The sequence below is a fragment of the Pseudomonas sp. 21615526 genome, assembly GCF_013386245.1.
In the GTDB taxonomy this organism is placed as follows: domain Bacteria; phylum Pseudomonadota; class Gammaproteobacteria; order Pseudomonadales; family Pseudomonadaceae; genus Aquipseudomonas.
The window spans coordinates 1-25,797 of record NZ_JACAOM010000055.1 but is presented as its reverse complement, the minus strand read 5'-3'; the positions used below and the strand labels follow the sequence as shown (position 1 = coordinate 25,797).

Below are 25,797 nucleotides of genomic sequence, written 5' to 3'. Positions count from 1 at the left end.
AAAGATAATAATTATTCTCGTTTAGCGCTAAAGTTCCCCGCCTCCTTTCGTCTTTGAGCCAATGGCATTTTTCATAGACGACAAGGAGTTCGCCGCGATGTTCGCGCCTATTACCCGTTCCATGACCTTGACCCTGGGCCTCTTCAGCGTGGTGCTGAGCCCGGACCTGCTGGCCGAAAACGACCCCGACCAGGACTCCCAAGCGCCGGCGAAAGCCCTGGAACTGGGCAGCACCAGCATCACCGCCGAAGGCCTTGGCGCCAACACCGAACACACCGGTGCCTACACCACAGGCTCAATGGGCACCGCCACCCGGCTGAACCTGTCCATCAAGGAAACCCCGCAGTCGGTCTCGGTGATCACCCGCCAGCAGATGGACGACTTCAACCTCAACACCCTGACCGAAGTGATGCGCCAGACCACCGGCGTGGTGGTGCAGCACCTGGACTCCGACCGGGTCGGCTATTCCTCGCGCGGCTACGGCATCACCAACTTCCAGATTGACGGCATGCTCAACACCTTCGGCCGCATGAAGTCCGATGCCGACACCATCATCTACGACCGGGTCGAAGTGGTCCGCGGCGCCACCGGCCTGACCACCGGCGCCGGCGACCCCTCGGCCACGGTCAACATGGTGCGCAAACGCCCGACCGCACAGTGGCAGGCCAAGACAGGCGTCAGCGGCGGCTCCCACGACAATTACTACAGCTACCTGGACGTTGGCGGCCCCCTGGCGTTTGATGGGCGCCTGCGCGGCCGCACGGTGCTCGCCTACCGTGACACCCAGTCCTACCGCGACAACTACGCGCTGCAACGGGAAGTCGGCTACGGCATCCTCGAAGGCGACCTGACCGACGACACGGTGCTGGCGGTGGGCTTCGATTACCAGAACAAGCATGTGCAGGGCACCGCTTGGGGCACCTTGCCCTACTGGAACAGCGACGGCAGCAAAGCCAGTCTGCCCCGCTCCGCCAACATCGCGGCCCACTGGAGTTCCTGGCCGCTGAAAGATGAAACCACCTTCGCTACCCTCGACCACCGCCTGGCGGGTGACTGGCACCTGAAGGCCGCCTATACCCACCGTGAAAGCGACACCGACGGCAAGGTCTATTACGGCGGCTCAGGCTTCCCGAATGCCGACCGCAGCGGCATGACCGCCTGGACCAGCCACATGCTCGGCACCTCGAAAATGGACGTGGTCGACTTGAACCTGTCCGGGTCCTATGCCCTGCTGGGTCGTGAGCACGAATTGATGGTGGGTTACGGCGAGTCCGAGCAGCGTGACGCTTCGCCACACCTGCGCAGCGGTACGGTGCCGAAGGACTACACCAGCATCGACGATTGGAAACACATGGGCGGGATCGGCAAATTCCCCGACACCAACACCGGCCTCAAGGGCGAACAAGGCAGCACCCGCCAAAAGGCCGGCTACCTGGCCACCCGCCTGAGCCTGACCGATCGCCTGCATGCGGTATTGGGCAGCCGCTACGGCAGCTGGGAGATCGAGAGCACCACCTACAACTACAACAGGGACACTGACCAGTTCCTCGGTACGTCAAAATCCAGCCAGACCCACAACGACATGTGGACACCCTACGCCGGCCTGCTCTACGACCTGACCCCGGAGTACACCGTCTACGCCAGCTACACCGATATCTTCAACCCGCAGGAAGAACGCACCGCCAGCAAGCAATACCTGGAGCCGGTGGTAGGCAGCAACTATGAAGTGGGCATCAAGGGCAGCCTGCTGGAAGAGCGCCTGAACCTGGCGGCCGCGTACTTCTGGAGCAAACAGGACAACGTCGCGGAACTGGACAGTTTGACCCCACCGGATCCGGAGACCGGTGAGCAGTTCTTCACATCCGGCGGCAAAGGCAACAAGGTTCAGGGTTTCGAGGTAGAGGTGTCCGGAGAGGTGCGCCCCGACTGGAACCTGACCGCCGGATACACCTACACCCACTCCCTGAACGGGGACAAGCAGCGCAATAACACCCACCTGCCGCTGAACCTGCTGCGCGTGTCCACGGCCTACCGCCTGCCCGGCGAATGGCACGCGCTGACGGTCGGCGGCGCGGTGAATTGGCAAAGCGACTTCTACGACTTCGCCTATCGCCCGGTTGGCCGGGACACCAATGGAGCCCTGATCAGGGAGCGCACCCGGATCACCCAGCAGGCCTATACCGTGGTCAACCTGATGTCGCGCTATGAGTTCGATGACCACTTGTCGGCGTCACTTAATATCAACAACCTATTTGATAAAAAATATTACGAGCGCGTCGGCTTCTATAACGGCGTGTATTGGGGAGACCCGCGCTCTATCAGCGTTGCACTGGACTGGAAGCTCTGAATTCATCGCTGCTAAAGATTGGAAGTTAACGAAATCGTTAACTTTCGGTCAGCGCGAGGTTAACCCTTACTTAATATCATTGGCCCACAGTCTCCCCATCCCGCCGCTGATGACAACGCGCGGACCCAACACACTTACTGAGACACTGCCATGAAATTTTCGACTGTTATCCTTGCCGGCCTGATGACCATGACTTCCGTAGCCGCCTTTGCAGAAGGAGGCTCAGAGCGTTCGAAGGAGTTCTACAACAACTTCACCTTCGTTCAGGAACAGACTCACGGTGCTGCCCAGCAAACCGCAATGGCTGACGGCAAGACCGAAAAGCCGGCAACGGCCGACCAAACTACCAACACACCGAACAGCTGATTTACCCGCAATACCTGTGCTATTCCGCTCTGATAGCCAAGGTCAATTTGGCGCCACTTGCTGGCGCCTTTTTTTTGCCTTTAATTAAATAAACATTAATTAAAGCGGCTTGCTCCAGAACAACATCCGGCCATGTTGCGGATCAAATACCGAATCATCAAACCCAAACTTTCGATACGCCGACTGCGCCACGGCGTTGCCTTCAAGCACCTCGAGGGTGATCTTGCAGCAACCGCGCTGGCGAGCAATTTCCTCGACCTTTTGCAGCATCTTCTGACTCAGCCCCAGGCCACGGAATTGATCCATCACCACCACGTCGTGCACGTTGACCAGCGGGCGGCAGGCAAAGGTGGAAAACCCTTCAAAGCAGTTCACCAGGCCGGCCGGCGTACCGCCGACAAAGGCCAGCACACTGAACGCGTGGGCACGCTTGGCCAGCTCTGCCGGCAGTTGCTGCAAGCGGTCGGCCGGCAGGCTGTGACCACCGCCCATGGGGTCTTCGGCGTAATGATTGAGCACCAGGCCAATGGCCTCGGCGTGTACCGGATTGGTGTAGCTGGCTTGCAGCACCAGGATGTCTGCGCTGTCCATTTCCTTCCTCGTTGACGGTGCGACAGGGACTCGGTCCCCATAAAAGGGCTCGATTGTAAGCGTGGTGCAGGCATTAGATGAAGGAGATTAACTACATTTGCCCGCGTGAAAGCGCGCCAGGCTCGCCAAACCGTGCCAGTTGCATCTCCTGCAGGCGGCTCAGGGTGCGGCGGAATGGAAACTCCAGGTAACCCTCGGTGTAGAGGCTTTCCAGCGGCACCCGGGCCTCGATGTACAGCGGCACCTTGCGGTCGTAGCACTCGTCCACCAGCGCGATAAAACGCCGGACGCTGTCGTCATGCACCGACAGTTCCGGCAGTTCCCGGTCCCCGGCGTCCACCCGTTCGGCAGCGTCTTCGGTGCCACGGGCGATTCGTCCCGGGCGCTTTTGCGCGCTGAGGTTGGGCACCTCGCCGAGCAAAATGGCCTTGAACCGATCACACAGCAGCATGAAATCCATCGCCGCCAACGGCTGCTCACACAGGTCGGCGTAGCGACACCACAGCACGGTTTCACTGGACTGCACCGCCACGATGGAGCGGTAGCCGACCGCAACCGGGGCGCTGCTCACTGCCTGCCCGGCGCTTAACTGGCGAAACACCTCGGCCAACGCGTCGGGCTGGTCGACCCAGTAACGCTGCAGTGCGGTGCCCGGGTGCAGGCGATGATCCTCCCCGCCATCGACTGCCACCACCCGCATATGCTGTTTGATCGCTTCGATTCCCGGCAGGAAACGATCCCGGTTGAAACCGTCGGCGTACAGCTGGCCCGGTGGCTGGTTGGACGTGCAGACCATCACCACGCCTTCCTCGAACATCACCTGGAACAGCCGGCCGAGGATGATGGCGTCACCAATGTCGTTGACAAACAACTCATCGAAACACAGCACCCGCACTTCCCGGCTCAGTTCGCGGGCCAGGGCCTGCAAGGGATCGTGGGTGCCCGTTAGCTGGAATGAACGCTGGTGCACCCAGCCCATGAAGTGATGAAAATGCTGGCGCCGCGCTGGCACTCCCAGGCTTTGGTAGAACTGGTCCATCAGCCAGGTCTTGCCCCGGCCGACCGGGCCCCACAGGTACACCCCAGTGATGGGCCCATGGCCGTGGTGCAAGGCCTGATGGCAGTCCTGCAGGGCTTGCACCGCCTCACGCTGGGCGTCGTCGGGGACAAAACCCTGTTCGGTGATGGCGTGCTGATAGGCGGCAAGTGGCGAGTCGAAAGTCATGCCCGGCAGTATGCCATGACGGCTACAGGGAAATATCCAATCGGGCAATCTTGCCGTGTTCATTGAGGCGGAAGGTATAGCGCAGCTCCAGCGGGCTGCCGGGAAAGCTGCCGGTGATCAGGTTGCTGACCAGCACCTTGCCCGTGCGGTGCTGCACATTCAGCACCTGGACCCTGGGCTGGTAACGACGCCCGGTGTCTTCCATCCAGCGGGCGATGGCGGCGGTACCGACCCGGTGCTCGCCTTCGTCGAACACGTTGGCATCTTCGGCGAAACAGTCGGCCACCAGCGAGGTGTCGCCGGCATTCGCCGCAGCAATGTAGGTTGCAATAGCCGGGGCCAGTTCAGGGGTGGGTTGGGACATGGTGACAGCTCCTTTTTAGTGATTTATGGAGCCATGCTAAAGCAGCGTTGTGTCAGTTCTTGTCAGGAGTGAACGGCCCGGATTCGTTCTGTTCCATCAGCTTGCGCCAGCCCCGCAGCCAGTCGCTGCGGCGCCCCGGATACCGTTCACCTTGCAGGCGCGCGGCGGCCACTCGGTCGGTGCGGAAGGTGCGATAGGCCCCACGCAATTCACACCACGCGACGATCACCCGCACTTCGTTGAGAAAACCCAGGGCCAGGGGCCAGATCAGGCGCTGGCTGGCGGTCTGGCTGGCATCGGCGTAGTCGATGTGCAGTTTGGCCTGGCCGCGAATGGCCTCGCGGAACACATTCAACGGCACGCGATTTTCCGGGTAGCCGAAGCCTGGCGGGCCCGGCAGCACCGTCGGATTGCGCAAGGCTTCCTGGGCAGCCGGGTCAAGCACGTCGGCGATCTTTGCAAGCGCATTGGCCGCCGCCTGGCTCAGTACGTCATCACCGCGCTGGTCGACATACCGCAAGCCCAGCACGATGGCTTCGGTCTCGTCGGCATTGAGCATCAGCGGCGGCAGGAACAGGCCCGCACGCAGCACATAGCCCACGCCCGCCTCGCCGTAGATCGGTGCGCCCAACGCGGTCAGTTCGGCGATATCGCGGTACAGCGTGCGCTCGGAAATCTCCAGTTCTGCCGCCAGCACGGCGGCCGTCACCGGGCGTTTTTTGCCCCGCAGGACTTGCAACAAGGTCAACAGACGACTGGTACGCGACACGTTGATCATGCTCGAAAAAGAAAGGTGGCGCAGCTTAGCAGAGGCCTCCGTCAGAAAGTGTCAGGAGCAGGCACCCTTCCCTTCAGCCGCCAAAAAAGCCCCTTGACGAAATATATGACTCGCATCATATTTAATAGATGTTGCGAAACATTTAAACCAACCACAGCGTCAGGAGTTTCGGTATGCGCAATAAAGTCTTTGGCCGTCGCAGCGGCCTGCGGGTTTCAGAGCTGGCCCTGGGTACCGCCAATTTCGGCACAGGCTGGGGCCACGGCGCCGAGCGCGACGAGTCCAAGCGAATCTACGACGGCTATCTGGAGGCCGGCGGAAACTTCCTCGATACTGCCAACGGCTACCAGTTCGGCCAATCGGAAGTACTGCTCGGCGAGTTCATTGCCTCGGAACGCGACCGCTTGGTGATCGCCAGCAAATACACCCTGCGCACCCAGCCTCAAGACGAAGGCACCCTCAAGCTTGGCAACAACCGCAAGAACATGGTGCGCGCCGTCGAAGAAAGCCTGAAACGCTTGAACACCGACCACATCGACCTGTTCTGGGCGCATATCAGCGACAACGTCACGCCGATGGAAGAGATCCTGCGGGGGTTTGATGACCTGGTGCGTGCCGGCAAGATCCACTACGCCGGGCTGTCCAACTTCCCCGCCTGGCGCATTGCCCGCGCCGACCTGCTCGCTGAAGTGCGCGGCTTTGCACCCCTGGTAGCGATCCAGACCGAATACAGCCTGGCCGAACGCACCGCTGACCGCGAGCTGCTGCCCATGGCCGAGGCCCTGGGCCTGGCCGCGACTTTATGGTCACCGCTGGGGGGTGGTTTTCTGACCGGGAAGTACCGCAACAGCCAGGACGATACCCGCGCCAGCAAGCTGGGGATTTTGGTCCACGCTGAAAAAAGCGCACGGGAAACGGCAGTGCTCGACACCCTGCTGGCGGTTGCCGGTGAACTGGACGCCACGCCGACTCACATCGCCATCGCCTGGCTACGGGAAAAGGCCCGTCGTTCCACTACCGCGCTGATCCCGATCCTGGGGCCGCGTACCCGCGAACAACTGGACGGCACCCTGGGTGCGTTGAGTGTGCAACTCTCGGCTGAGCAAGTGGCCCGCCTGGATGCTGCCAGCGCGATACCGCTGGGCGTGCCCCACGAGATGATCGCGGAACGCTTCCCACGTTATACGGACGATGATGCACAAGACCTGCGCTGGCCGCCGGTTATCTAAGACCCGTTGTGGCGAGGGAGCTTGCTCCCGCTGGGCTGCGTAGCGGCCCCAAAATCTTGGGAGCGCTGCGCACTCCAGCGGGAGCAAGCTCCCTCGCCACAGATGCAGTACTCAGCCTCAGTTAAGCGAGGCTTTTGCTCACCACTTCAAACACATCGCTGGACAGCTCGCCCGAAGCGCGAATCCGCTCCAGCTCGCCTTTCATCAGCGCCTGCCGCGCGCTGTCGTACTTGCGCCAGCGGGTCAACGGCGCCAATTGCCGCGAAGCAATCTGGGGGTTGAAGCCATTCAACTGGATCACCAGGTCCGCCAGGAACCGATAGCCCGAACCATCCGCCGCGTGGAAGTTGATCAGGTTCTGCCCGGCAAACGCGCCCACCAGTGCCCGCACCTTGTTCGGGTTCTTGATGTTGAACGCAGGGTGCTGCATCAACGTCTTGACCCGCTCCAGCGCGCCCGGCAAACCATTGCCCGCCTGCACGCTGAACCACTGGTCCATGACCAGCGGGTTGTCCTTGAAGTTCTCGGCAAACACCGCCAGCGCCTTGGCTTTCTCTTCTTCGAACGGCGAGTTGACCAGCACCGCCAGGGCCGTCAGGCGCTCGGTCATGTTGTCGCACGCGTCGAACTGTTCAAGGGTCGCCGCCAGCACTTCCGGCTTGCCGCTGAGCATCAGGTACGACAGCGCAATGTTCTGCAAGGCGCGACGGGCAAAGTGTTCCGCCTCGGCCACGTACGGGGTTTTCTTCGACAGGTCGCGATTGGCCTGGTAACGCAGCCACAGGCCTTCGAACAGGTTGTCGGCCAACTGCTTGCGAGCAAACTCGCGGGCCGCGTGGATGGCATCGACATCCGCCACTTCGCTGATTTCGGTCAGGTAGGCTTCGCTCGGTAGCGAGAGCATCTCGGCGACCATCGCCTGGTCCAGGCTTTCGTCGCTCAATACGCTGCGCAGTGCAGTGATCAGGCGTTGATCCAGCACCAGCGCCTTGCCCTGCTGATGTTGGGCGATCAGCTCCTGCAACACCTGCACCGACAGCTGCTGGCCGGCGTCCCAGCGATTGAAGCCATCGCTGTCGTGCTGCATCAGGAACATCAGTTGGTCGCGGTTATACGGGAAGCTCAGCTTCACCGGCGCCGAGAAGCCACGCAGCAGCGACGGCAGCGGGTGCTCGGCGATGTCGACAAAGGTGAAGGTCTGTTCGGCTTCGGTCACCGAGATCACGCGGGACGTGGCGCCGGCAGCGGTTTCACCGGCCAGGCGCAAGGCGATGCCCGCGCCCTTCCCGTCCAGCAGGCCCAGCTCAACCGGAATCACGAACGGCAGTTTTTCCACCTTGTCCGGGGTTTCCGGGCAGCTTTGACGGAAGGTCAGGCTGTAGGTTTTAGCCACCGGGTCGTAGGACTCGCTCACCGCCAGGCGTGGCGTACCGGCCTGGCTGTACCAGCGCTTGAACTGGGTCAGGTCAGCGCCGTTGGCGTCTTCCATGGCCTTGATAAAGTCATCGCAGGTCACAGCCTGGCCGTCGTGGCGTTCGAAGTACAGGTCGCTGCCTTTGCGGAACCCTTCGGCGCCGAGCAAGGTTTGGATCATACGGACGACTTCCGAGCCCTTTTCGTACACGGTCAGGGTGTAGAAGTTGGAGATCTCGATAAAGCCGTCCGGACGTACCGCGTGGGCCATGGGACCGGCATCTTCGGCGAACTGGTGAGTGCGCAGATAAGCCACGTCCTGGATGCGCTTGACGGTGGCCGAGTTCATGTCGGCAGAGAACTGCGAATCACGGAACACCGTGAAGCCTTCCTTCAGCGACAGCTGGAACCAGTCGCGGCAAGTCACGCGGTTGCCCGACCAGTTGTGGAAGTATTCGTGGGCAACGATCGCCTCGACTCGCTGGTGCGCGGCGTCGGTGGCGGTTTCGGCACGAGCCAGCACGGCGCTGGAGTTGAAGATGTTGAGGCCCTTGTTTTCCATGGCGCCCATGTTGAAGTCGTTGACCGCGACGATCATGAAGATGTCGAGGTCGTACTCACGGCCATAGACTTCCTCGTCCCAGCGCATGGATTTCTTCAGGCTGTTCATGGCGTGCTGGCACTTGTCGATGTTTTCCGGCTCGACATAGATACGCAGCGCCACGGTGCGCTCGGTCATGGTGGTGAAGGTGTCTTCGACACACCACAAATCACCGGCCACCAGTGCAAACAGGTACGCCGGCTTCTTGAACGGATCTTCCCAGGTCGCCCAGTGCCGGCCGTCTTCGCCAGGGCCGGAAGCAATCGGGTTGCCGTTGGACAGCAACACCGGGTAGCTGTGTTGCTCGGCGATCACCGTGGTGGTGAACACGCTCATCACGTCAGGACGGTCGAGGTAATAGGTGATCTTGCGGAAACCCTCGGCCTCGCACTGGGTGCAGAACATGCCGCCGGATTTGTACAGGCCTTCCAGGGCGGTATTGGTTTCCGGGTGGATCTTCACCGTGGTGTCGAGGGTGAAGGTCGCGCTGGTGGGGTGCACGGTCAGGTGGCTGTCGCTCAACTGGTAGTCGGCGTCGGTCAGTTCCTGGTCGGCCAGGTTCACCGACAGCAGCTCCAGCTGCTGCCCGTCCAGCACCAGCGGCGGCAAGCCGGCGCCGCGCTCGGGGTTGCGGCGCATCACCAGCTGCGCGTGGACCAGGCTATGGTCCTCGAACAACTCGAAGGTCAGGTGCGTCTCGTCGATCAGGTAGTCCGGCGCCTGATAGTCCTTCAGGTAAATCATCTTCGGCTGTTCGGTGCGCATGTCTGTCGTCCTTCTACTGATGCACGGCGAGCTGGTAGGCCGTGTATTTACGAATATTGATCACGCCGGTATCGAAGATCAGGTATTGGCCCTTGATCCCCATCAGCGTGCCTTCGGCAATCGGGTTCTTGTCCAGGTTGAAGCTGACGATCTTGGTCGGATACTGCTCGATCGGGTAGCGGATTTCGATCGGTTCGATGTCGGTCACCGGTTGGATGGCCTGCAGGCCAAAGCGTTCCTGCAAACCGAGCATGCCTTCGGCACAGCTGGCGAACAGTTCGTCGCGCACCTGCGCAAGGTCGACGGCCTGGGCATCGCCCTTGAGCAACGCGCGCCAGTTGGTCTTGTCGGCCACCTGGCTGCGGAACAGGTCTTCGACGAAGCCCGACTGCTGGCGCGTGGCAACGCGCATGATCGGCAGCGCCTGGCTGGCACCCTGGTCGAGCCAGCGGGTCGGCAGCTGGCTGGCGCGGGTGATGCCGACCTTGATCCCCGACGAGTTCGCCAGGTACACCACGTGGTCGGTCATGCAGAATTTTTCACCCCAGGCCGGATCGCGGCAGGTGCCGGCGTCGTAATGGCAGCGCTCGGGGCTCATGATGCACAGGTCGCACTGGGCCAGTTTGGTCATGCACGGGTAGCAGTAACCCTGACTGAAACTGGTCTTGGTCTTGCGACCGCAATGGGTGCAATGGATCGCACCGAGGTATTCCAGGCGCACGGTAGTGCCGATCAATGGATTGACCGGCACCTCGGTGTCGCCCAGGCGAAACGCGTATTGAACGGTCGGCTCACCCAACTGCGCCGACATCTTGCTGACTGCACCACGGCCAATCTCAATCAATGGATGGCATCCGACTTGAACAGGATGTTCGGCACCGGCGCCGACTTCGAGGCGCATTCCTGCGGGCCCATGTAGCCGGTGCGCTGGTCTTCCGGCAGGTTCTGCAGTTCCCAGGCGATCACCGCCTGCAACGACAATTCACGCTGCTCGGCGGTGAGCTTGCGGCCATCGGACCATTTGCCGATTTCCACGGCGAGCTTGAGGCTCTCGTAGATGTCCGGGGTGATGTTTTCGATCATTTCGACAAAAGAGGACATAAGACTCTTCCTTAACTAAATAGGAGACATTTTGCGGCGGCTGTACAAGCCACCCAACAAACCGGTCAGGCAACCCATCACCAGGCCACCCACGTGGGCCGCGTTGGCGATTTCGCCGAAGCCGATCATCGAGACCAGGCCCGACAGGCACAGCACCAGCCACACCAGCATCATCACCAACACCCCGCGAGGCAGGCGATACACCGGATTCGGCGACACCCACTGATAGATCCAGCAATGCCCGAGCAAGCCATACAGCACGCCGGACAACCCGCCAAACAGGCCGGGACCACCAAAATAGTATTGAGCGTAGTTCGACACCAGGCTGAACAGCAGGGTCAGGCCCAGCAGGTTGATACTGCCCTGGCGCAACTCGATGCGTCGCCCCAGTTCCCAGTACCACATGCCGTTCATGGCCAGGTGCAGGATGCCGAAGTGGATCAACATCGGCGTGACCAGGCGCCACCACTGTCCCGACGCCAGGCTGTCGGTCAATGGCGTGAAACGGATGTACTCGCCTGCCACGCTGAACGGCAGGAACGTCAGCCAGCTCATGGCCTGCAGGTTATCCCCCAGCAACGTAACGGCGCCGACGATGATGCTCAGCAGCAACACCAACGCGGTCACCGGGCTGTGGCGAAGCTGCTGGGCAAACCCGGGACGCCTGGTCGACGTCGCCTGCTCGGGAATGTCCAGTTGCTGGTCCGGGTCACCGGCCGGAAAGCGCTGGTACAGGACCTTCACGTCTTCACTGATGGAGTCAGGCACCCACAGCACCTGCTCCCCGGCTTCTTCGCTGACGCGATGGGGCACTTGCATGCGTTGCAGAAGCTTGACGAAACCACTCAAATCTACCGCCAGCGGCAGGCGTAATACAGCAACGGTACTCATGAAATAACCTCAGGGCGCTCGACATCGACCCAAACAAATTTACGCGGGTCCAGGCGGGTTTCCTGATCCAGCCGGTACGCCACCAACTTGCCGTACAGCACCGCGCTGTAGTCCAGGCAGGCCAGGTTCGGGCGGATCGGCGCCGGTTTGCCGCTGCGCCAGTAGTGGCCGACGAACAGCAATGGCTCGTCGACGCCGTAGCGCAGCAGGGAATTCTTTTCAGTGGACGACAGCGGCGTGGCGGCCACCGGTTCCGGCAGCGCATCGGGCTGAAACACGATGTCGCCGTAGGTTTTCGGGTCGTCTTCCCAGAACTTGGTGCGGAAGAACGAACGCGTCAGGCCGTCGCCGCCGGTCAGGGTCAGGCCGTCCGGCAGGCGCATGTCGGTGCCGCGCAACAGGCGGTCGAAGGCATTGCTGGCGAAACTGCCGGGCACGGCGGCGGCTTGCAGGAAGTGTTCGTCGATGCAGCCGTCCGGGAAATGCGCGCGCAGGGGCTCGATAAAGCCGTTGTCCCAGCAGGCGTGCACTACGCGGAATCGCCCGGCGTCGACAAACAGCGGCATGTCATAGAACCAGCCGAGGAAATCGTGCCAGTCTGCCGGGTGCTGTTCGAACTGGGTCAGGGTCTCGTGGATCAACCGCGCGTGGCGTGGCGTGTGCTCGCGCACAAACTGCTTGCCGCTGCCCGGGGCGGCGGGCGTGCTCCAGCCCAGCGCGTTGAACTCATGGTTGCCCATGATGCACAGTGCCTGGCCGGCCTCGGTCATGTCGTGGACGATATGCAGCGCCTCGCGAATGCGCGGGCCACGGTCGATGATATCGCCGAGGAACACGGCCATTCGCGACGGATGGCGCCAGGTACCGCCCTGCTTGTGGTAACCCAACCGGTCGAGCAAGTGCTCAAGGGTATGAGCGCAACCGTGCACGTCACCAATCAGGTCGTAGCTACGCGCGGGATCGAGCATCAGTCGCCTCCACCCCCCAAGCGGCTGCCCCAGCCCAGCTTGGTCCGGCACACTTCGTAGTAGTTGTGGTCCAGCGGGTGGATCAACCGCAACTTCTGTGCCTTTTTGCTCACGGTGATGGTGTCACCGGGGGCGCAGGTGAAATGGTTCTGCCCGTCGCAGGAGACTTGCGGGTAGATCTGCATGTCTTTTGACACCACGATTTTCAGCTCACTGTTGCCATCGACCACGATAGGCCTGCTGGACAACATATGGGGATACATCGGCACGATCACAATGGCATCCAGCTTGGGATGCATGATCGGCCCACCGGCCGACAGCGCGTAGGCCGTGGACCCGGTCGGCGTGGCGACGATCAGGCCGTCGGCCTTCTGGCTGCACACGAACTGGCCGTCGATGTACAACTCGAACTCGATCATCCGCGTCGACTTGCCGGGGTGCAGCACCACATCGTTGAGGGCGTCGCCCTGGCCGATGGCTTCGCCGTGGCGGCGCACTTCGGCTTGCAGCAGGAAGCGGTTTTCCACCAGGTAGTGGCCGTCCAGCACCTTGGCCACTTCGACTTCCAGCTCGTCGGGGCGAATATCGGTGAGGAACCCCAGGCTTCCACGGTTGATCCCCAGCACCGGCACGTTATGCCGCGCCAGCGCCCGGGCGGCGCCCAGCAGGCTGCCGTCGCCGCCCACCACGATCACCATGTCGCAGACTTCACCGAGCATCTTGCGCGACGAGGTCTGCAGGCCATGGCCCGGGAGGATTTCAGCGATGGTGTCTTCGAGGATCACGTGCAGGTGGCGCTCGAGCAGAAACTTTTTCAGTCGGCGGACGGTGTCCAGCACCTGGGTACTGCCCAGGCGACCGATAATGCCGATATTGCGAAATTGCTCCATGGGGCTCCTGCGGGGTTCGGGTTCTGCAAAAAAGAACGATTATGGGCGAAAGCCGGCGTTACACAAAATCCTTTGTCGCCGCAAACCCCAGACGACAACGGTTCTCAGCCCCCTTCCCGGCTGTAAAAGGCTATGCTCGGACCATGACTCTGTTCCCTGATTTGCAGCACCTGCCCCGCCAACTGCGTCACCCCGAGGTGCGCGATCTCGCGTGGGTGATGCTCGCCCCGCCGATGCTCGCGCAAACGCCGTGGCCACAACGCCACCCGCTGACCGGCAGCGACTGGGTGCAGGCGCCGCATTTGCTGGAGCAGTGGCTGCGCCAGCTGGACCAGGACAGCAGTGCCTTGCTGCATTGGCTGAGCCAGGCACGCACCCGCCGGCTGGGGTTGTATTACGAACGGCTGTGGCAATTCGCCGTGCAACATGCGCCGGGCGTGGAGCTGCTGGCGGCCAACCTGCCGATCCGCCAGGCCGGGCATACCCTGGGCGAGCTGGACATGCTGCTGCGCGACCGTGACGGTGTGCATCATCTGGAACTGGCGATCAAACTCTACCTCGGGCCCCAGGACGGTGATGGCCGGAACACCGCGCAATGGCTCGGCCCCGGCTGCCACGACCGGCTCGACCGCAAGCTGGCCCACCTGGCCCAGCACCAACTGCCGATTTCCGCCCGGCCGGAGAGCCGCGAAGTCCTGGCCGCGCTGGATATCCAGACCTTTGATGCCCATCTGTGGCTGGGCGGTTATCTGCTCTACCCATGGCCGGGCATGGCGCAGGCGCCGCAGGGCGCGCATCCCCAACACCTGAATGGCCGCTGGCTGCATCAGCGCGATTGGTCGAGGTTTATCGAGCAAAGCCCGGCAGGACGCTGGCAACCGCTGCCCCGCCACGCATGGCTGGCGCCGGCGCACTACCCGGCGAACGAAGCCTGGGACGCGGCCCGGATGCAACACTGGCTGACCGAGCTGGACCCCATGGCGCCCGCGCAGTTGCTGGTGCGCCTGGTGGAAAACAGCGAAGGCGAATGGGAAGAAGCCGAACGGTTGTTTCTGGTGGCGGATCTGTGGCCGAACGTGCCGGCGCTTACAGGTTATCGATATGCCGATAGTCAATCTGTAACCCCATAGCCAGCTGCTTTGAACGGCCCAACCGAATCGGGCCGCGCTCGATGTCCACCAGCAAGCCCGGGCAGTCCAGCGGCGGCAAACCCGCCACATCCTTCAGCCGCCCATCGGTGATCACCAGCAACCGCTGCTGCTCCACCGGGTAACGCTTGCGACGAGCCGCCAACCAGTGCCCCGCTTCGTTCAGCGCTGCCAACAATGGCGTGCCACCGCCTGCACCGAGGCCATCAAGCCAATGACCAAGCCCTTTTGCCGCCTTTAATCCCTGCACCTGCCACTTTGGCGATTGCCCGCTCGCGGTGAGCAACGCCATGCGCGCCCGCTGTCGATAGGCATCGTCGAACAGTTGGGCCAGTAATCCCTTGGCATCGCTAAGCGCCTGATGCCGCCGGGTGGACGCCGAAGCATCGACAATCACCAGCCACAGTTCATGGGGCGTACGGCTACGCAGTTGATACAACAAATCTTCGCGGCGTTGCGGCCGCCCGCCGAGCAAGGTGCCCGGCCAGTTGATCGAACCTTCGGCCGCGCTGCGCGCCTGGCCACGCCGGCCCTTGTTCAGTCGACCCGCCTTGGGCCGTGCATCCGCCCCTGCGTCAGGTTTGGGGCGGATGCCTAGGGCTTTTTTGGCCAGGTGGGCACATCACGGCGAGCGCCTATCGGCAAGGCGGGTGCGGGCATGTTGCCCCACTGGCCCTGGTCTTCAGGTGCATCATTGGGCTTGGGTGATTGACCGCCAGCGGGCGGCGTTGCAGGCGGGGATTGCTCCTGACGACGATGGCGCAGGGCAAATTCCGCGACCGCTTCGATATCTTCTTCGCTGATAGCCGTCGCGCCCCGCCAGGCCGCATGGGCACGTGCGCCACGCAGCCAGACCAGGTCGGCGCGCAAGCCATCGACCCCAGCGGCAAAGCAGCGCTCGGTAATCTGCGCCAGCGCCTGGTCATCCAACGGGATGCTATCCAGCAAGGCGCGGGCCCGGGTGCAGCGCTCACGCAACGCGGCCTGCCGGTCGGCCCATTGCCCGCAGAAACCCTGAGGGTCGCTGTCGAAATCCAGGCGGCGACGGATGATCTGCCCGCGTTCGGCCGGCTGGGTGTGCCCGCTCAGCGCTACGTTGAAACCAAACCGGTCGAGCAATTGCGGGCGCAGCTCGCCCTCTTCCGGGTTCATGGTGCCGATCAGTACAAAACGCGCCGAATGCCGGTGGGAAATCCCGTCGCGCTCGATCAGGTTGGTGCCGCTGGCGGCCACGTCCAGCAGCAGGTCCACCAGGTGGTCGGGCAGCAGGTTGACTTCATCGACATAGAGCACGCCGCCGTCGGCCTTGGCCAGCACGCCGGGGGAAAACTGTGCGCGGCCCTCACTGAGTGCCGCGTCCAGATCGAGTGTGCCCACCAGCCGCTCCTCGGTGGCGCCCAACGGCAGCGTGACGAACTGGCCGCTGGCGAGCAGGTCCGCCAGGCCACGGGCCAGGGTGGACTTGGCCATGCCGCGCGGGCCTTCAATCAGCACGCCACCGATCTTCGGGTCGATGGCGGTCAGGCACAGGGCCAGTTTCAGGTCGTCGGCGCCGACCACGGCGGACAGCGGGAAATGTGGAATGTCGGTCATCAACTACCTTCTTCTATATCCAACAACAGGTTTTCCAACGCCTCGCGGTACGCCCCAGGCTCCTGCCACATGCCGCGTTGCTGGGCTTCGAGCATGCGTTCGGTCATATCCCGCAGGGCATCCGGGTTGTGCTGCTGCACAAAGGCGCGGGTGTCCGGGTCCAGCAAGTAGGCATCCGCCAGCAATGCATATTGATGATCGTCGATCAACGCCGTCGTAGCGTCGAACGCGAACAGATTATCCACGGTGGCCGCCATCTCGAACGCGCCTTTGTAGCCGTGGCGCTTCACCCCTTCGATCCACTTCGGGTTGGCCGCACGGGCACGAATCACCCGGTTCAACTCTTCCTTCAACGTGCGGACTTTCGGCAAGTCCGGCTGGCTGTGGTCACCATGATAGCTGGCGGCCTTGTCGCCGCTCAGGGTTTCCACGGCGGCGAGCATGCCGCCCTGGAATTGGTAGTAATCATTGGAGTCGAGCAGGTCATGCTCGCGGTTGTCCTGGTTCTGCAACACCGCCTGCACCTGGCTCAAACGCTGGGCAAACTGTTCGCGGGCGGCGGTGCCTTCGTCGGAGCCGCCATAGGCGTAGCCGCCCCAGTTCAGGTAAACCTCCGCCAGGTCTTCGCGGCTCTGCCACAAGCGCCCATCAATCGCGCCCTGCACGCCGGCACCATAGGCACCGGGCTTGGCACCGAAGATCCGCCAACCAGCCTGCTTCGCCGCCGCGTCCTCGTCCAGGCCCGACAGGCGCAAGGCCTCGCGCTCACTGCGCACCTTGGCCGCCAGAGGGTTCAGGTCGTCGGGTTCGTCCAGCGCCGCCACGGCTTGCACCGCCGCATCGAACAGGCGGATCAGGTTGGCGAACGCATCGCGGAAGAAGCCCGACACGCGCAAGGTCACATCCACCCGTGGCCGGTCCAGTAGGCTGATGGGCAGGATTTCAAAGTCATCCACCCGCTGGCTGCCCGTGGCCCATACCGGGCGCACGCCCATCAGCGCCATGGCCTGGGCGATATCGTCGCCACCGGTGCGCATGGTGGCGGTGCCCCACACCGACAGGCCGAGCTGGCGCAAGTGGTCGCCATGATCCTGCAGGTGACGCTCAAGAATCAGGTTCGCCGACTGGAAGCCGATGCGCCAGGCAGTGGTGGTGGGCAGGTTGCGCACATCCACCGAGAAAAAGTTACGACCGGTAGGCAACACGTCCAGACGGCCCCGGCTCGGCGCGCCGCTGGGCCCGGCCGGGACGAAGCGCCCGCTCAAGGCATCCAGCAACCCGCGCATTTCCGCCGGGCCGCAGGCATCCAGGCGTGGCGCGACGACGATGCGCAAGCTCTCGATCACCGCCTTGACGTCTTCCCAGCCGGGCTCTTCAAGCTGCTCCACGGCACCTTCCAGCGCCTGCTCGATCAAGCGCGCGGCATACAGCTCCAGGCGTTCACGGGTGTCGCCGGCAGTGCGCCACAACTGCGTGTCGATCTTCTGCAACACCAACGGCCGGCGCCCCGTCCACGGCTCGGCCAGGGCGCAGTCCAGCGGATCGAAGCCCAGGTCGAAGGCCTTGGCCAATACCCGCAGCAGGCTCGATTGCGGCCCGCGCCCATCGCCACGCGGAATACGCAACAACGCCAGCAAGGTGTCGATGCGCAAGCGGCCCTCGGGCGACTCGCCGAAAATGTGCAGGCCATCGCGAATCTGCGACTCCTTCAAGTCACACAGGTAGGTGTCCAGGCGCGGCAGCCAGATCGCCGCATCGGCGTCGCTGTCGAGGTTTTCGTCCAGGGCCAGTTCCTGGTCGATGCGGGTTTCGCGCACCAGCTTGAGGATGTCCTTTTGCAGCTCGCGGGCACGCCGTGGGTCGAGCAGTTGTGCCTCGTAATACTCGTCGGCCAGCAACTCCAGGTCGCGCAGCGGCCCATAGGTTTCGGCGCGGGTCAGCGGCGGCATCAGGTGGTCGATGATCACGGCCTGGGTGCGGCGCTTGGCCTGGGCGCCCTCGCCCGGGTCATTGACGATAAACGGGTAGATATTCGGCAGCGGCCCCAGTAGTGCGTCGGGCCAGCAGTTCTCGGAAAGCCCGACGCCCTTGCCCGGCAGCCATTCCAGGTTGCCGTGCTTGCCAACGTGGATCACGCCGTGGGCGCCGTAGGTGTGGCGTAACCAGAAGTAGAACGCCAGGTAACCGTGGGGCGGCACCAGGTCCGGGTCGTGATAGACCGCACTCGCGTCGATCTGGTAACCCCGGGCCGGCTGGATGCCGACGAAGGTCAGGCCCAAACGCAGGCCCGCGATCATCATGCGGCCGTCGCGGAACATCGGATCGCTATGAGGTGTACCCCAGCGTGCCAACACGGCCTGGCGATTGGACTCGGGCAAGCGGTTGAACATCGCCTCGTAGTCATCCAGCGCCAGGCTCTGATGACACGGACGCAAGTCGAGGCTGTCCAGGTCGTTGCTGACGCCGCCCAAGAGCGCCTGGATCAGTGCCGTTCCGCTTTCCGGCAGCTCGTCCGGCAGCGGATAACCTTGGATTTTCAGTGCCCGCAGGATATTCAGCGCGGCGGCTGGGGTGTCGAGACCCACGCCGTTGCCGATACGTCCGTCCCGGGTCGGGTAGTTGGCGAGGATCAGCGCGATACGCTTTTCGCCATTCGGCACCCGCGCCAGTTCGACCCAGCGCCGCGCCAGTTCGGCGACAAAGTCCATGCGCTCCGGTTGTGCGCGATAGCACACCACATCCGACTGGCTGCGCTCACTGCGCCAGGCCAGGTCCTTGAAGCTGATGGGCCGGCTGATGATGCGCCCGTCCAGTTCCGGCAACGCGATGTGCATCGCCAGGTCACGTGGGCCGAGGCCTTGCTCGCTGGCCTGCCAGCCGGGCTCGTTGTCCTGGGCGCAAATCGCCTGGATCACCGGGATATTGCGGCGAAACGGCCGCAGGTGCGGCGCTTCGGGGCTGGACTGGGCAAAACCGGTGGTGTTCAGAATCACCGAGGCGTGCACCTCGTCCAGCAAATCCTCGACCACGGTCAGGCAACCGGGCTCTTTCAAACTGGCCACCGCCATCGGCAGCGGGTTGAGACCCGCGGCCTGCAAGCGCTGGCAAAAAACATCGATAAAGCCGGTGTTGGCCGCCTGCAAATGGGAGCGGTAGAACAGCACCGCCGCCACGGGAAAATCAGCTTGCCAGTCAGCCTGCCAATCGTTGAGACGGGCATTGGCTTTATGCGGATGATAAATCGCCGTGCGCGGCAGGGTTTGCGGCTCGCTCCAGGCGTAATCGCGGCCAAGGTAGCTGGCGGCCAGGCAACGATAGAAATCCAGCGCATTCCCCAAACCACCCTGGCGCAGGAAGTGCCAGAGCCGGTCACGTTCCTCGGCGCCCACGGTGCTGAGGCCACTGAGTTCCGGGTCCGGGCGATCATCCCCCGGCACCAGGATCAGCTGCACGCCGCGCTCGGCCAACTCCACCAGGCGCTCGATACCGTAGCGCCAATAACCGATGCCGCCGTGCAGCGAAATCAGGATGACCTTGGCGTGGCGCAGCACCTCATCCACATACAGGTCGACCGAAGCATGGTTCTGCACCTGCATCGGGTTGGCCAGGCGCAGGCTCGGGTAATCATCGGGCAACTGCTGGGCCGCTTCGGCCAGCAGCGCCAGGCTGGAATCACCGCTGCACAGGATCACCAGCTCGGCGGGGGTTTGCCCAAGGTCGGCGATGTTGTCATCCGAAACGAAACCGCCGGGCTGGGTCCTGAGCAGATGCATGGTTTAAACGCTGAGGGCAGCGCGCAGTTGCGCTTCGAGCAAGGCGGCGTCGAGTTCCTGGCCGATCAGCACCAGGTGCGTGGCGCGCGGCTCATCGGCGCGCCAGGCGCGGTCGAAGTGCTTGTCGAAACGCGTGCCCACGCCCTGGATCAGCAGGCGCATCGGTTTGTTCGGGATCGCCGCGAAGCCCTTGACCCGCAGGATGCCGTGCTTGACCACCAGTTGGGTCAGGGCGTCCAGCAGCAGGCTTTCGTCGGCCTGGGGCAGTTCGATGGAGATGGAGTCGAAGGCATCGTGGTCGTGGTCGTCTTCACCTTCGTGGTGATGATCGTGATGGCTGTGGCGGCCATCGATGTGTTCTTCCGAGCCCGCGCCCAGGCCGATCAATACATCCAGCGGCAGGCGACCGCTGCTGGCTTCGATGATTTTGACCGCCGGCGGCAGTTCTTCTGCCACTTCCAGGCGCACACGGGCCAGGTCTTCAGGGCTGATCAGGTCGGACTTGTTGAGGATCACCAGGTCGGCGCTGGCCAGTTGGTCAGCGAACAGCTCGTGCAGGGGGGATTCGTGGTCCAGGTTCGGGTCGAGCTTGCGCTGGGCGTCAACCTGGTCCGGGAAGGCGGCGAACGTGCCGGCGGCCACGGCTGGGCTGTCGACCACGGTGATCACGGCGTCAACGGTGCAGGCGCTGCGGATTTCCGGCCACTGGAACGCCTGGACCAAGGGTTTTGGCAGGGCCAGGCCCGAGGTTTCGATGAGGATATGGTCGAGGTCGCCGCGACGGGCCACCAGTTCGCGCATCACCGGGAAGAACTCTTCCTGGACCGTGCAGCACAGGCAGCCATTGGCCAATTCGTAGACGCGGCCGTTCGCCTCTTCTTCGGTACAGCCGATGGAGCATTGCTTGAGGATTTCACCGTCAATGCCCAGCTCGCCGAACTCGTTGACGATCACCGCGATGCGGCGCCCCTGGGCGTTATCCAGCATGTGGCGCAGCAAGGTGGTCTTGCCCGAGCCGAGGAAGCCGGTAACGATGGTGACGGGGAGTTTGGCCAGTGTTTTCATCGGATGCCCTTTGGGGCGGGCATACGGGACGAGTGCCCCTGCGCGGGTGCGCAGGAGCAGAATTCGCCACCGGATCACCCCGCCCGGTTGAAGTAGAAAATCGGTTGCGAGGCAGGTCTCCTGGCTTGGGGCTTGCCGGCGGTGATGCCGGCGCTGGCTGCGCCTTCCCGCCTTGTTCAGGCAGTGGCGTGGCAGTCAGATAAACCCTTTACAGTTGCGGGGGCAGCCGCGGCATTGACCGCGTTCCCTTCTTAGCTTCGGCCTGGGCCGAAGAACCTCGAAGGTGCAAGGCTACGCAGTGCGCGGGGACGGGTCAATGTCCGAGCGTTTGGCGCGAAGCAGCGCCAGGCGCTCCAGCATGCCCTCGCTGGCGGCAGGCCCGGCTTGAACGCTGCATTGCTCGACGGACACGCGCACACCGTCGGCGTCCACCACCGCCACTTCCACCGGGCGCCGGGTTTCCCGGTCAACCAATTGCAGGCTTTCACCTTCGTTGGCGAAATGGCGGTTGCCCCAACCGACGAACGCCATGATCACCACCCGGAAATCCTCGCCAACCGGCGTCGGTACGTACTCGAAACGGGGCGGCCGCTCGCTGTATTGCCGGCGCTCCAGCAGCCCCGCCTCGACCAGGCTGTTGAGCCGGCGGGTGAGCATATTCGGAGCGATTCCCAGGCTCTGGGAAAACTCGTCAAAACGCCGCAAACCTTGCAGCGCGTCGCGCATGATCAGGATGCTCCACCACTCGCCTACCCGTTCCACTCCACGGGCTACCGGGCATTCGGCATTCACCAGCGACTTACGTTGCATTGCAGTTCCTCTGTGGGGCGGCTACGGAAATTTCAGCTATCGGATGTTACTTTCATAATGATAGTTTCGTCCATGCATTGCTACCAACCTGAAATTTGCGGAGCTAAGCGATCATGAGTAAGCGAATTGTTGTGACCGGCATGGGTGCAGTGACACCGCTGGCAACCGGCGTGGAACAGACCTGGAAGCGCCTGCTGGCCGGTGAATCCGGGATTCGCAGGCTACCCGAGGCATTGATCGGCGACCTGGCAATCAGCATCGGCGGCCAAGTGTTGGACCGCATCCAGGACCCTGAAGCCGGCTTTGACCCGGACACTGTCATCCCGGCCAAGGAACAACGCAAGATGGACCGGTTCATCGTGTTTGCCCTGGCCGCCGCGCAAGAGGCCCTGGCCCAGGCTGGCTGGAGTCCGCAGACGCCATCGCAGCAGGAACGTACCGCGACAATCATCGCCTCCGGCGTGGGTGGTTTTCCCGCGATTGCCGAGGCCGTTCGTACGGCTGACAGCAAAGGGCCTCGCCGCCTGTCGCCGTTCACGATCCCGTCATTCCTCGGCAACATGGCGGCCGGGCACGTGTCGATCCAGCATCAACTTAAAGGTCCGCTGGGCTCCCCCGTCACTGCCTGCGCCGCCGGCGTACAGGCGATTGGTGATGCTGCGCGAATGATCCGTGCCGGCGAAATCGACATCGCCGTGTGTGGCGGCGCCGAAGCCTGCATCCACCGGGTCAGCCTCGGCGGTTTCGCGGCGGCGCGTGCGCTGTCGAGCGATTACAACGACACGCCGGCATTGGCCTCCCGCCCGTTCGATCAAGGCCGCGACGGGTTTGTGATGGGCGAAGGTGCCGGACTGTTGGTGATCGAGGAACTGGAGCATGCATTGGCTCGCGGGGCGACGCCTATCGCAGAGCTGGTGGGCTACGGCACCAGCGCCGACGCCTATCACATGACATCGGGCCCGGAAGATGGCTCGGGTGCACGCAGGGCAATGGAACTGGCGATCGCGCAGGCAGGGATCAGCGCCGCACAGATCCAGCATTTGAACGCCCATGCCACGTCGACCCCCGTAGGCGACAACGGCGAACTGGCAGCGATCAATACGCTGTTCGGTGCAACTGCCAGCGTCGCGATCAGCGCCACCAAGTCGGCGACCGGCCATCTGTTGGGCGCCGCGGGCGGGATCGAGGCGATCTTCACCGTGCTCGCCCTGCGCGACCAGATTGCCCCGGCGACCCTCAACCTGGACAACCCGGACCCCGCCGCCGATGGGCTGGATATGGTCCGGGGCCAAGCTCGGTCGTTGCCGATTGAATACGCGATTTCCAATGGGTTTGGATTCGGCGGCGTGAATGCCAGCGTGCTGTTCAAACGCTGGCAATAACCCGGCGATTTGACGCCCATCGCCCGCCCATGCTCTCCTACACATCTTGTTTCGGGTGCCCTTCACAGGGTGAAACGGGAAACCGGTGAGTCATGTTCCTTTACTCAAGGGCGTGACGAGTCCGGTGCTGCCCCCGCAACGGTAAGCGAGTGAAGCATCAAAACCACTGTGCCGCTACGGCATGGGAAGGTGATGTTTTCAAGGCCCAGGCCCCTCGCAAGCCCGGAGACCGGCCCGAAAAAATCAGATAACAAACCCGCGGTGGGCGGGCGCTGTTCAGAACCCTGCGTGCCTGGCTCGCGGGGTTTTCATGCGCTCGTGTCACCCTGAAACCCTGAAGGGACGCGCCATGTCGATCATCAGCAGCACCGCCTCTACCGCCAGCGCCACCGCCACCCTGAGCCAACGCCTGACTGCCGCCATCGGCGCGTCGATCCTCGGCGCGTGCCTGGTGTATTTCGCCGGTTTCTCGCACATCGAAGCGGTGCACAACGCCGCCCACGATACCCGCCACAGCGCTGCGTTCCCGTGCCACTGAGACCTGCCGACATGATCAAGCGTATTGCCCAAACCGCAGGTTTCACCGGCCTCCTGGCCGCCTTGCTGCTGACCTTGCTGCAAAGCTTCTGGGTTGCCCCGCTGATCCTGCAGGCGGAAACCTTCGAAAACGCCCCGGCCGCGACCGAAGTGCATGAACATGCCGAAGCCACGGCCCACACCCACGACGCTGAAGCCTGGGAGCCGGAAGATGGCTGGCAGCGTGTGCTGTCGACTACGGGCGGTAACCTGGTGGTCGCCGTAGGTTTTGCCCTGATGCTTGCCGGCCTGTACACCCTGCGTGCACCGACCCGTACGGCCCAAGGCCTGCTGTGGGGCCTGGCCGGTTACGCCACCTTTGTGTTGGCGCCGACCCTGGGCTTGCCGCCTGAATTGCCGGGGACTGCGGCGGCAGACCTGGCGCAACGGCAAATCTGGTGGATCGGCACTGCCGCCTCTACCGCTGCCGGTATCGCGCTGATCGTGTTCGGTCGTAACTGGCTGCTGAAAATCCTGGGCGTGGCGATCCTGGCTGTGCCCCATGTGATTGGCGCACCACAGCCGGAAGTCCACTCGATGCTGGCGCCGGAGGCTCTGGAAGCTCAATTCAAGATCGCCTCGCAGTTGACCAACGTTGCCTTCTGGCTGGCGCTGGGCTTGATCAGTGCCTGGCTGTTTCGCCGTAACCGTGATGGTCAGTATTCGGCATGATCCTGGCGGTTGGCCTGGGGTGTCAGCGGGGTTGTTCTGTCGACATCCTGCGTGAACTGTTCAACGCCGCCCTCGCCGAGGGTGGCATTGAGCGTCAGCGCATCACTGCGCTGGCCAGTCTTGATCGCAAGCAGGATGAGCCGGGGTTGCTGGCACTGGCTCAGGTTCTGGATTTGCCGTTGGTATTTTTCAGTGCGGAGCAATTGGCGCCCTATGAAGATCGACTGAGCCATAAGTCCGAGACGGTTTTTGCTCATACCGGCTGCTACGGCATTGCTGAAAGTGCCGCCCTGGCCCTGGCAGAACAGCTGTCTCAAAGCCCTGCCACCCTGCTGATCACCCGCAAAAAAACCGCCCAGGCCACCTTTGCATTGGCTTGCGCCGGCTGAATTCCCGATAATCGTCAGCTTTGATCATGAGCAATCTTCATCTGGAGGGCTGCTCGCGTGCTTTTTTTCACAGGAATGAATCCATGACTGTCTTTTTCATCGGCGCAGGCCCAGGTGACCCGGAATTGATCACGGTCAAGGGGCAGCGGCTGATTCGCAGTTGCCCGGTGATCATCTATGCCGGTTCGCTGGTGCCGGCGGCGGTGCTTGAGGGGCATCAGGCGGAGTTGGTGGTTAACAGTGCCGAGTTGCATCTGGAGCAGATCATCGAGCTGATCAAGACGGCCCATGGGAAAGGCCAGGATGTGGCGCGGGTGCATTCCGGGGATCCGAGTTTGTACGGGTCGATTGGGGAGCAGATTCGGCTTTTGCGGGAGCTTGGGATTGGGTTTCAGATCATTCCCGGAGTGACGGCGGTGGCGGCGTGTGCGGCGTTGTTGGAGGCTGAGCTGACATTGCCGGACATTGCGCAGAGTGTGATTTTGACGCGGTATGCGGATAAGACGGCGATGCCTGAGGGTGAGGTGTTCAGTAGCCTGGCGCAGCATGGGACGACCATGGCGATTCACCTGGGGGTGAGTCATCTGGAGAAGATCGTGGCTGAGTTGGTGCCTCACTATGGGGAGGATTGTCCGATTGCGGTGGTGCATCGGGCGACCTGGCCGGATCAGGATTGGGCCATTGGTACGCTGGCGGATATTGCCGGGAAGGTGGCAGCCAAGGGGTTTCGGCGTACGGCGTTGATTCTGGTGGGTCGGGTTTTGGCCAGTGACAGTTTTGGTGAGTCGTCGTTGTATCGTGCGGGGCATGCGCATTTGTATCGGCCCTGAGGGGGGATGGGGTACATATCCGTTATTTAG

General features: G+C 62.8%; 24 protein-coding genes and 2 riboswitches. Of the genes, 9 read left to right on the top strand and 15 right to left on the bottom strand.

The features are described from left to right. Positions 1 to 97 precede the first annotated feature (97 nt). Complete coding sequence (locus HX786_RS16785; RefSeq protein WP_178912353.1) at positions 98 to 2,347, top strand: TonB-dependent siderophore receptor; 2,250 nt, start codon at positions 98 to 100, stop codon at positions 2,345 to 2,347. 150 nt (positions 2,348 to 2,497) lie between these two features. Next, entirely contained in the window at positions 2,498 to 2,713 is a 216-nt protein-coding gene (locus HX786_RS16780; RefSeq protein ID WP_003217916.1) for a hypothetical protein, read from the top strand. 99 nt (positions 2,714 to 2,812) lie between these two features. Here the strand turns inward: HX786_RS16780 and HX786_RS16775 are convergent, their stop codons facing one another. The 4 genes from HX786_RS16775 to HX786_RS16760 form a co-directional block, all read right to left on the bottom strand. Further along, entirely contained in the window at positions 2,813 to 3,304 is a 492-nt protein-coding gene (locus HX786_RS16775) for a GNAT family N-acetyltransferase (RefSeq protein WP_008432012.1), read from the bottom strand. 91 nt (positions 3,305 to 3,395) lie between these two features. Next, positions 3,396 to 4,529 carry a cell division protein ZapE gene (gene zapE, locus HX786_RS16770; RefSeq protein ID WP_177040550.1) on the bottom strand — a complete coding sequence of 378 codons (1,134 nt, stop codon included), beginning with the start codon at positions 4,527 to 4,529 and terminating at the stop codon, positions 3,396 to 3,398. A 22-nt stretch (positions 4,530 to 4,551) separates the two neighbouring features. Further along, a complete protein-coding gene (locus HX786_RS16765; RefSeq protein WP_008432007.1) occupies positions 4,552 to 4,893 on the bottom strand; it encodes a nuclear transport factor 2 family protein in 342 nt (113 codons plus the stop codon). A gap of 52 nt (positions 4,894 to 4,945) precedes the next feature. Then, positions 4,946 to 5,662 (bottom strand): YafY family protein, encoded by a 717-nt coding sequence (locus HX786_RS16760; RefSeq protein ID WP_032898885.1) that lies wholly within the window; start codon positions 5,660 to 5,662, stop codon positions 4,946 to 4,948. A 182-nt stretch (positions 5,663 to 5,844) separates the two neighbouring features. Between HX786_RS16760 and HX786_RS16755 the strand changes: the two genes are divergently transcribed. After that, complete coding sequence (locus HX786_RS16755) at positions 5,845 to 6,900, top strand: aldo/keto reductase (RefSeq protein WP_008432003.1); 1,056 nt, start codon at positions 5,845 to 5,847, stop codon at positions 6,898 to 6,900. A 121-nt stretch (positions 6,901 to 7,021) separates the two neighbouring features. Here HX786_RS16755 and pepN read toward each other — a convergent pair whose 3' ends face one another. From pepN to HX786_RS16725, 6 genes are read right to left on the bottom strand one after another with little or no spacing between them, the layout of a single operon-like run. Then, positions 7,022 to 9,679, bottom strand: coding sequence for an aminopeptidase N (pepN, locus tag HX786_RS16750; RefSeq protein ID WP_087694365.1), 2,658 nt, complete (start codon positions 9,677 to 9,679; stop codon positions 7,022 to 7,024). 13 nt (positions 9,680 to 9,692) lie between these two features. After that, on the bottom strand, positions 9,693 to 10,523 hold the full coding sequence (locus HX786_RS16745; RefSeq protein ID WP_003217902.1) for a DUF2797 domain-containing protein: 831 nt from the start codon (positions 10,521 to 10,523) through the stop codon (positions 9,693 to 9,695). Next, the gene (locus HX786_RS16740) at positions 10,520 to 10,780 is read right to left on the bottom strand and encodes a YeaC family protein (RefSeq protein ID WP_003217900.1); all 261 of its coding nucleotides are present in this window, start codon (positions 10,778 to 10,780) and stop codon (positions 10,520 to 10,522) included. Before HX786_RS16740 ends, HX786_RS16745 begins: the two co-directional genes overlap by 4 nt. A 15-nt stretch (positions 10,781 to 10,795) precedes the next feature. Next, entirely contained in the window at positions 10,796 to 11,671 is an 876-nt protein-coding gene (locus HX786_RS16735; RefSeq protein ID WP_008431996.1) for a rhomboid family intramembrane serine protease, read from the bottom strand. Further along, positions 11,668 to 12,642 carry a metallophosphoesterase gene (locus HX786_RS16730; RefSeq protein WP_161635726.1) on the bottom strand — a complete coding sequence of 325 codons (975 nt, stop codon included), beginning with the start codon at positions 12,640 to 12,642 and terminating at the stop codon, positions 11,668 to 11,670. Before HX786_RS16730 ends, HX786_RS16735 begins: the two co-directional genes overlap by 4 nt. Further along, a complete protein-coding gene (locus HX786_RS16725) occupies positions 12,639 to 13,529 on the bottom strand; it encodes an NAD(+) kinase (protein ID WP_003217892.1) in 891 nt (296 codons plus the stop codon). The genes HX786_RS16730 and HX786_RS16725 overlap by 4 nt, the downstream gene beginning before the upstream one ends. A gap of 143 nt (positions 13,530 to 13,672) precedes the next feature. Between HX786_RS16725 and HX786_RS16720 the strand changes: the two genes are divergently transcribed. Continuing rightward, positions 13,673 to 14,659: a DUF1853 family protein gene (locus HX786_RS16720; protein WP_178912352.1), complete on the top strand. Its 987-nt coding sequence runs from the start codon at positions 13,673 to 13,675 to the stop codon at positions 14,657 to 14,659. Here HX786_RS16720 and HX786_RS16715 read toward each other — a convergent pair. The 5 genes from HX786_RS16715 to HX786_RS16695 all read right to left on the bottom strand — a co-directional run bounded on the left by HX786_RS16715 (position 14,616) and on the right by HX786_RS16695 (position 21,918). Further along, positions 14,616 to 15,218, bottom strand: a complete 603-nt coding sequence (locus tag HX786_RS16715; RefSeq protein WP_032898884.1) for a VWA domain-containing protein — start codon at positions 15,216 to 15,218, stop codon at positions 14,616 to 14,618. The two genes, HX786_RS16720 and HX786_RS16715, sit on opposite strands and share 44 nt — an antisense overlap. A gap of 53 nt (positions 15,219 to 15,271) precedes the next feature. Further along, entirely contained in the window at positions 15,272 to 16,270 is a 999-nt protein-coding gene (locus HX786_RS16710; protein WP_178903754.1) for an ATP-binding protein, read from the bottom strand. Beyond that, positions 16,270 to 20,043 carry a cobaltochelatase subunit CobN gene (gene cobN, locus HX786_RS16705; RefSeq protein ID WP_178912351.1) on the bottom strand — a complete coding sequence of 1,258 codons (3,774 nt, stop codon included), beginning with the start codon at positions 20,041 to 20,043 and terminating at the stop codon, positions 16,270 to 16,272. Before cobN ends, HX786_RS16710 begins: the two co-directional genes overlap by 1 nt. A 3-nt stretch (positions 20,044 to 20,046) precedes the next feature. Next, positions 20,047 to 21,108: a cobalamin biosynthesis protein CobW gene (gene cobW, locus HX786_RS16700; RefSeq protein ID WP_003217887.1), complete on the bottom strand. Its 1,062-nt coding sequence runs from the start codon at positions 21,106 to 21,108 to the stop codon at positions 20,047 to 20,049. 92 nt (positions 21,109 to 21,200) lie between these two features. After that, positions 21,201 to 21,403, bottom strand: a riboswitch (cobalamin riboswitch). Then, positions 21,400 to 21,918, bottom strand: a complete 519-nt coding sequence (locus HX786_RS16695) for a helix-turn-helix domain-containing protein (RefSeq protein ID WP_008431984.1) — start codon at positions 21,916 to 21,918, stop codon at positions 21,400 to 21,402. Its footprint overlaps the riboswitch before it by 4 nt. Positions 21,919 to 22,031: 113 nt before the next feature. Between HX786_RS16695 and fabF the strand changes: the two genes are divergently transcribed. The 5 genes from fabF (at position 22,032) to cobM (ending at position 25,767) form a co-directional block, all read left to right on the top strand. Then, positions 22,032 to 23,300, top strand: a complete 1,269-nt coding sequence (gene fabF, locus HX786_RS16690) for a beta-ketoacyl-ACP synthase II (protein WP_178912350.1) — start codon at positions 22,032 to 22,034, stop codon at positions 23,298 to 23,300. Between the two features lie 36 nt (positions 23,301 to 23,336). Beyond that, positions 23,337 to 23,553: riboswitch (cobalamin riboswitch) on the top strand. A gap of 96 nt (positions 23,554 to 23,649) precedes the next feature. Next, positions 23,650 to 23,838 carry a CbtB-domain containing protein gene (locus tag HX786_RS16685; protein WP_178912349.1) on the top strand — a complete coding sequence of 63 codons (189 nt, stop codon included), beginning with the start codon at positions 23,650 to 23,652 and terminating at the stop codon, positions 23,836 to 23,838. A gap of 11 nt (positions 23,839 to 23,849) precedes the next feature. Further along, positions 23,850 to 24,548, top strand: a complete 699-nt coding sequence (locus HX786_RS16680) for a CbtA family protein (RefSeq protein ID WP_008431977.1) — start codon at positions 23,850 to 23,852, stop codon at positions 24,546 to 24,548. Next, the gene (locus tag HX786_RS16675; RefSeq protein ID WP_178912348.1) at positions 24,545 to 24,937 is read left to right on the top strand and encodes a cobalamin biosynthesis protein; all 393 of its coding nucleotides are present in this window, start codon (positions 24,545 to 24,547) and stop codon (positions 24,935 to 24,937) included. Before HX786_RS16680 ends, HX786_RS16675 begins: the two co-directional genes overlap by 4 nt. A gap of 83 nt (positions 24,938 to 25,020) precedes the next feature. Beyond that, positions 25,021 to 25,767, top strand: coding sequence for a precorrin-4 C(11)-methyltransferase (gene cobM, locus HX786_RS16670; RefSeq protein WP_178912347.1), 747 nt, complete (start codon positions 25,021 to 25,023; stop codon positions 25,765 to 25,767). The last annotated feature ends 30 nt before the right edge of the window (positions 25,768 to 25,797 follow it).

Bases quoted from the DNA above. Each gene is read 5' to 3' on its own strand.
- HX786_RS16785 (WP_178912353.1), top strand. From the start codon at position 98: ATGTTCGCGCCTATTACCCGTTCCATGACCTTGACCCTGGGCCTCTTC.
- HX786_RS16780 (WP_003217916.1), top strand. From the start codon at position 2,498: ATGAAATTTTCGACTGTTATCCTTGCCGGCCTGATGACCATGACTTCC.
- HX786_RS16775 (WP_008432012.1), bottom strand. From the start codon at position 3,304: ATGGACAGCGCAGACATCCTGGTGCTGCAAGCCAGCTACACCAATCCG.
- zapE (WP_177040550.1), bottom strand. From the start codon at position 4,529: ATGACTTTCGACTCGCCACTTGCCGCCTATCAGCACGCCATCACCGAA.
- HX786_RS16765 (WP_008432007.1), bottom strand. From the start codon at position 4,893: ATGTCCCAACCCACCCCTGAACTGGCCCCGGCTATTGCAACCTACATT.
- HX786_RS16755 (WP_008432003.1), top strand. From the start codon at position 5,845: ATGCGCAATAAAGTCTTTGGCCGTCGCAGCGGCCTGCGGGTTTCAGAG.
- pepN (WP_087694365.1), bottom strand. From the start codon at position 9,679: ATGCGCACCGAACAGCCGAAGATGATTTACCTGAAGGACTATCAGGCG.
- HX786_RS16740 (WP_003217900.1), bottom strand. From the start codon at position 10,780: ATGTCCTCTTTTGTCGAAATGATCGAAAACATCACCCCGGACATCTAC.
- HX786_RS16735 (WP_008431996.1), bottom strand. From the start codon at position 11,671: ATGAGTACCGTTGCTGTATTACGCCTGCCGCTGGCGGTAGATTTGAGT.
- HX786_RS16725 (WP_003217892.1), bottom strand. From the start codon at position 13,529: ATGGAGCAATTTCGCAATATCGGCATTATCGGTCGCCTGGGCAGTACC.
- HX786_RS16720 (WP_178912352.1), top strand. From the start codon at position 13,673: ATGACTCTGTTCCCTGATTTGCAGCACCTGCCCCGCCAACTGCGTCAC.
- HX786_RS16710 (WP_178903754.1), bottom strand. From the start codon at position 16,270: ATGACCGACATTCCACATTTCCCGCTGTCCGCCGTGGTCGGCGCCGAC.
- cobN (WP_178912351.1), bottom strand. From the start codon at position 20,043: ATGCATCTGCTCAGGACCCAGCCCGGCGGTTTCGTTTCGGATGACAAC.
- cobW (WP_003217887.1), bottom strand. From the start codon at position 21,108: ATGAAAACACTGGCCAAACTCCCCGTCACCATCGTTACCGGCTTCCTC.
- HX786_RS16695 (WP_008431984.1), bottom strand. From the start codon at position 21,918: ATGCAACGTAAGTCGCTGGTGAATGCCGAATGCCCGGTAGCCCGTGGA.
- fabF (WP_178912350.1), top strand. From the start codon at position 22,032: ATGAGTAAGCGAATTGTTGTGACCGGCATGGGTGCAGTGACACCGCTG.
- HX786_RS16685 (WP_178912349.1), top strand. From the start codon at position 23,650: ATGTCGATCATCAGCAGCACCGCCTCTACCGCCAGCGCCACCGCCACC.
- HX786_RS16680 (WP_008431977.1), top strand. From the start codon at position 23,850: ATGATCAAGCGTATTGCCCAAACCGCAGGTTTCACCGGCCTCCTGGCC.
- HX786_RS16675 (WP_178912348.1), top strand. From the start codon at position 24,545: ATGATCCTGGCGGTTGGCCTGGGGTGTCAGCGGGGTTGTTCTGTCGAC.
- cobM (WP_178912347.1), top strand. From the start codon at position 25,021: ATGACTGTCTTTTTCATCGGCGCAGGCCCAGGTGACCCGGAATTGATC.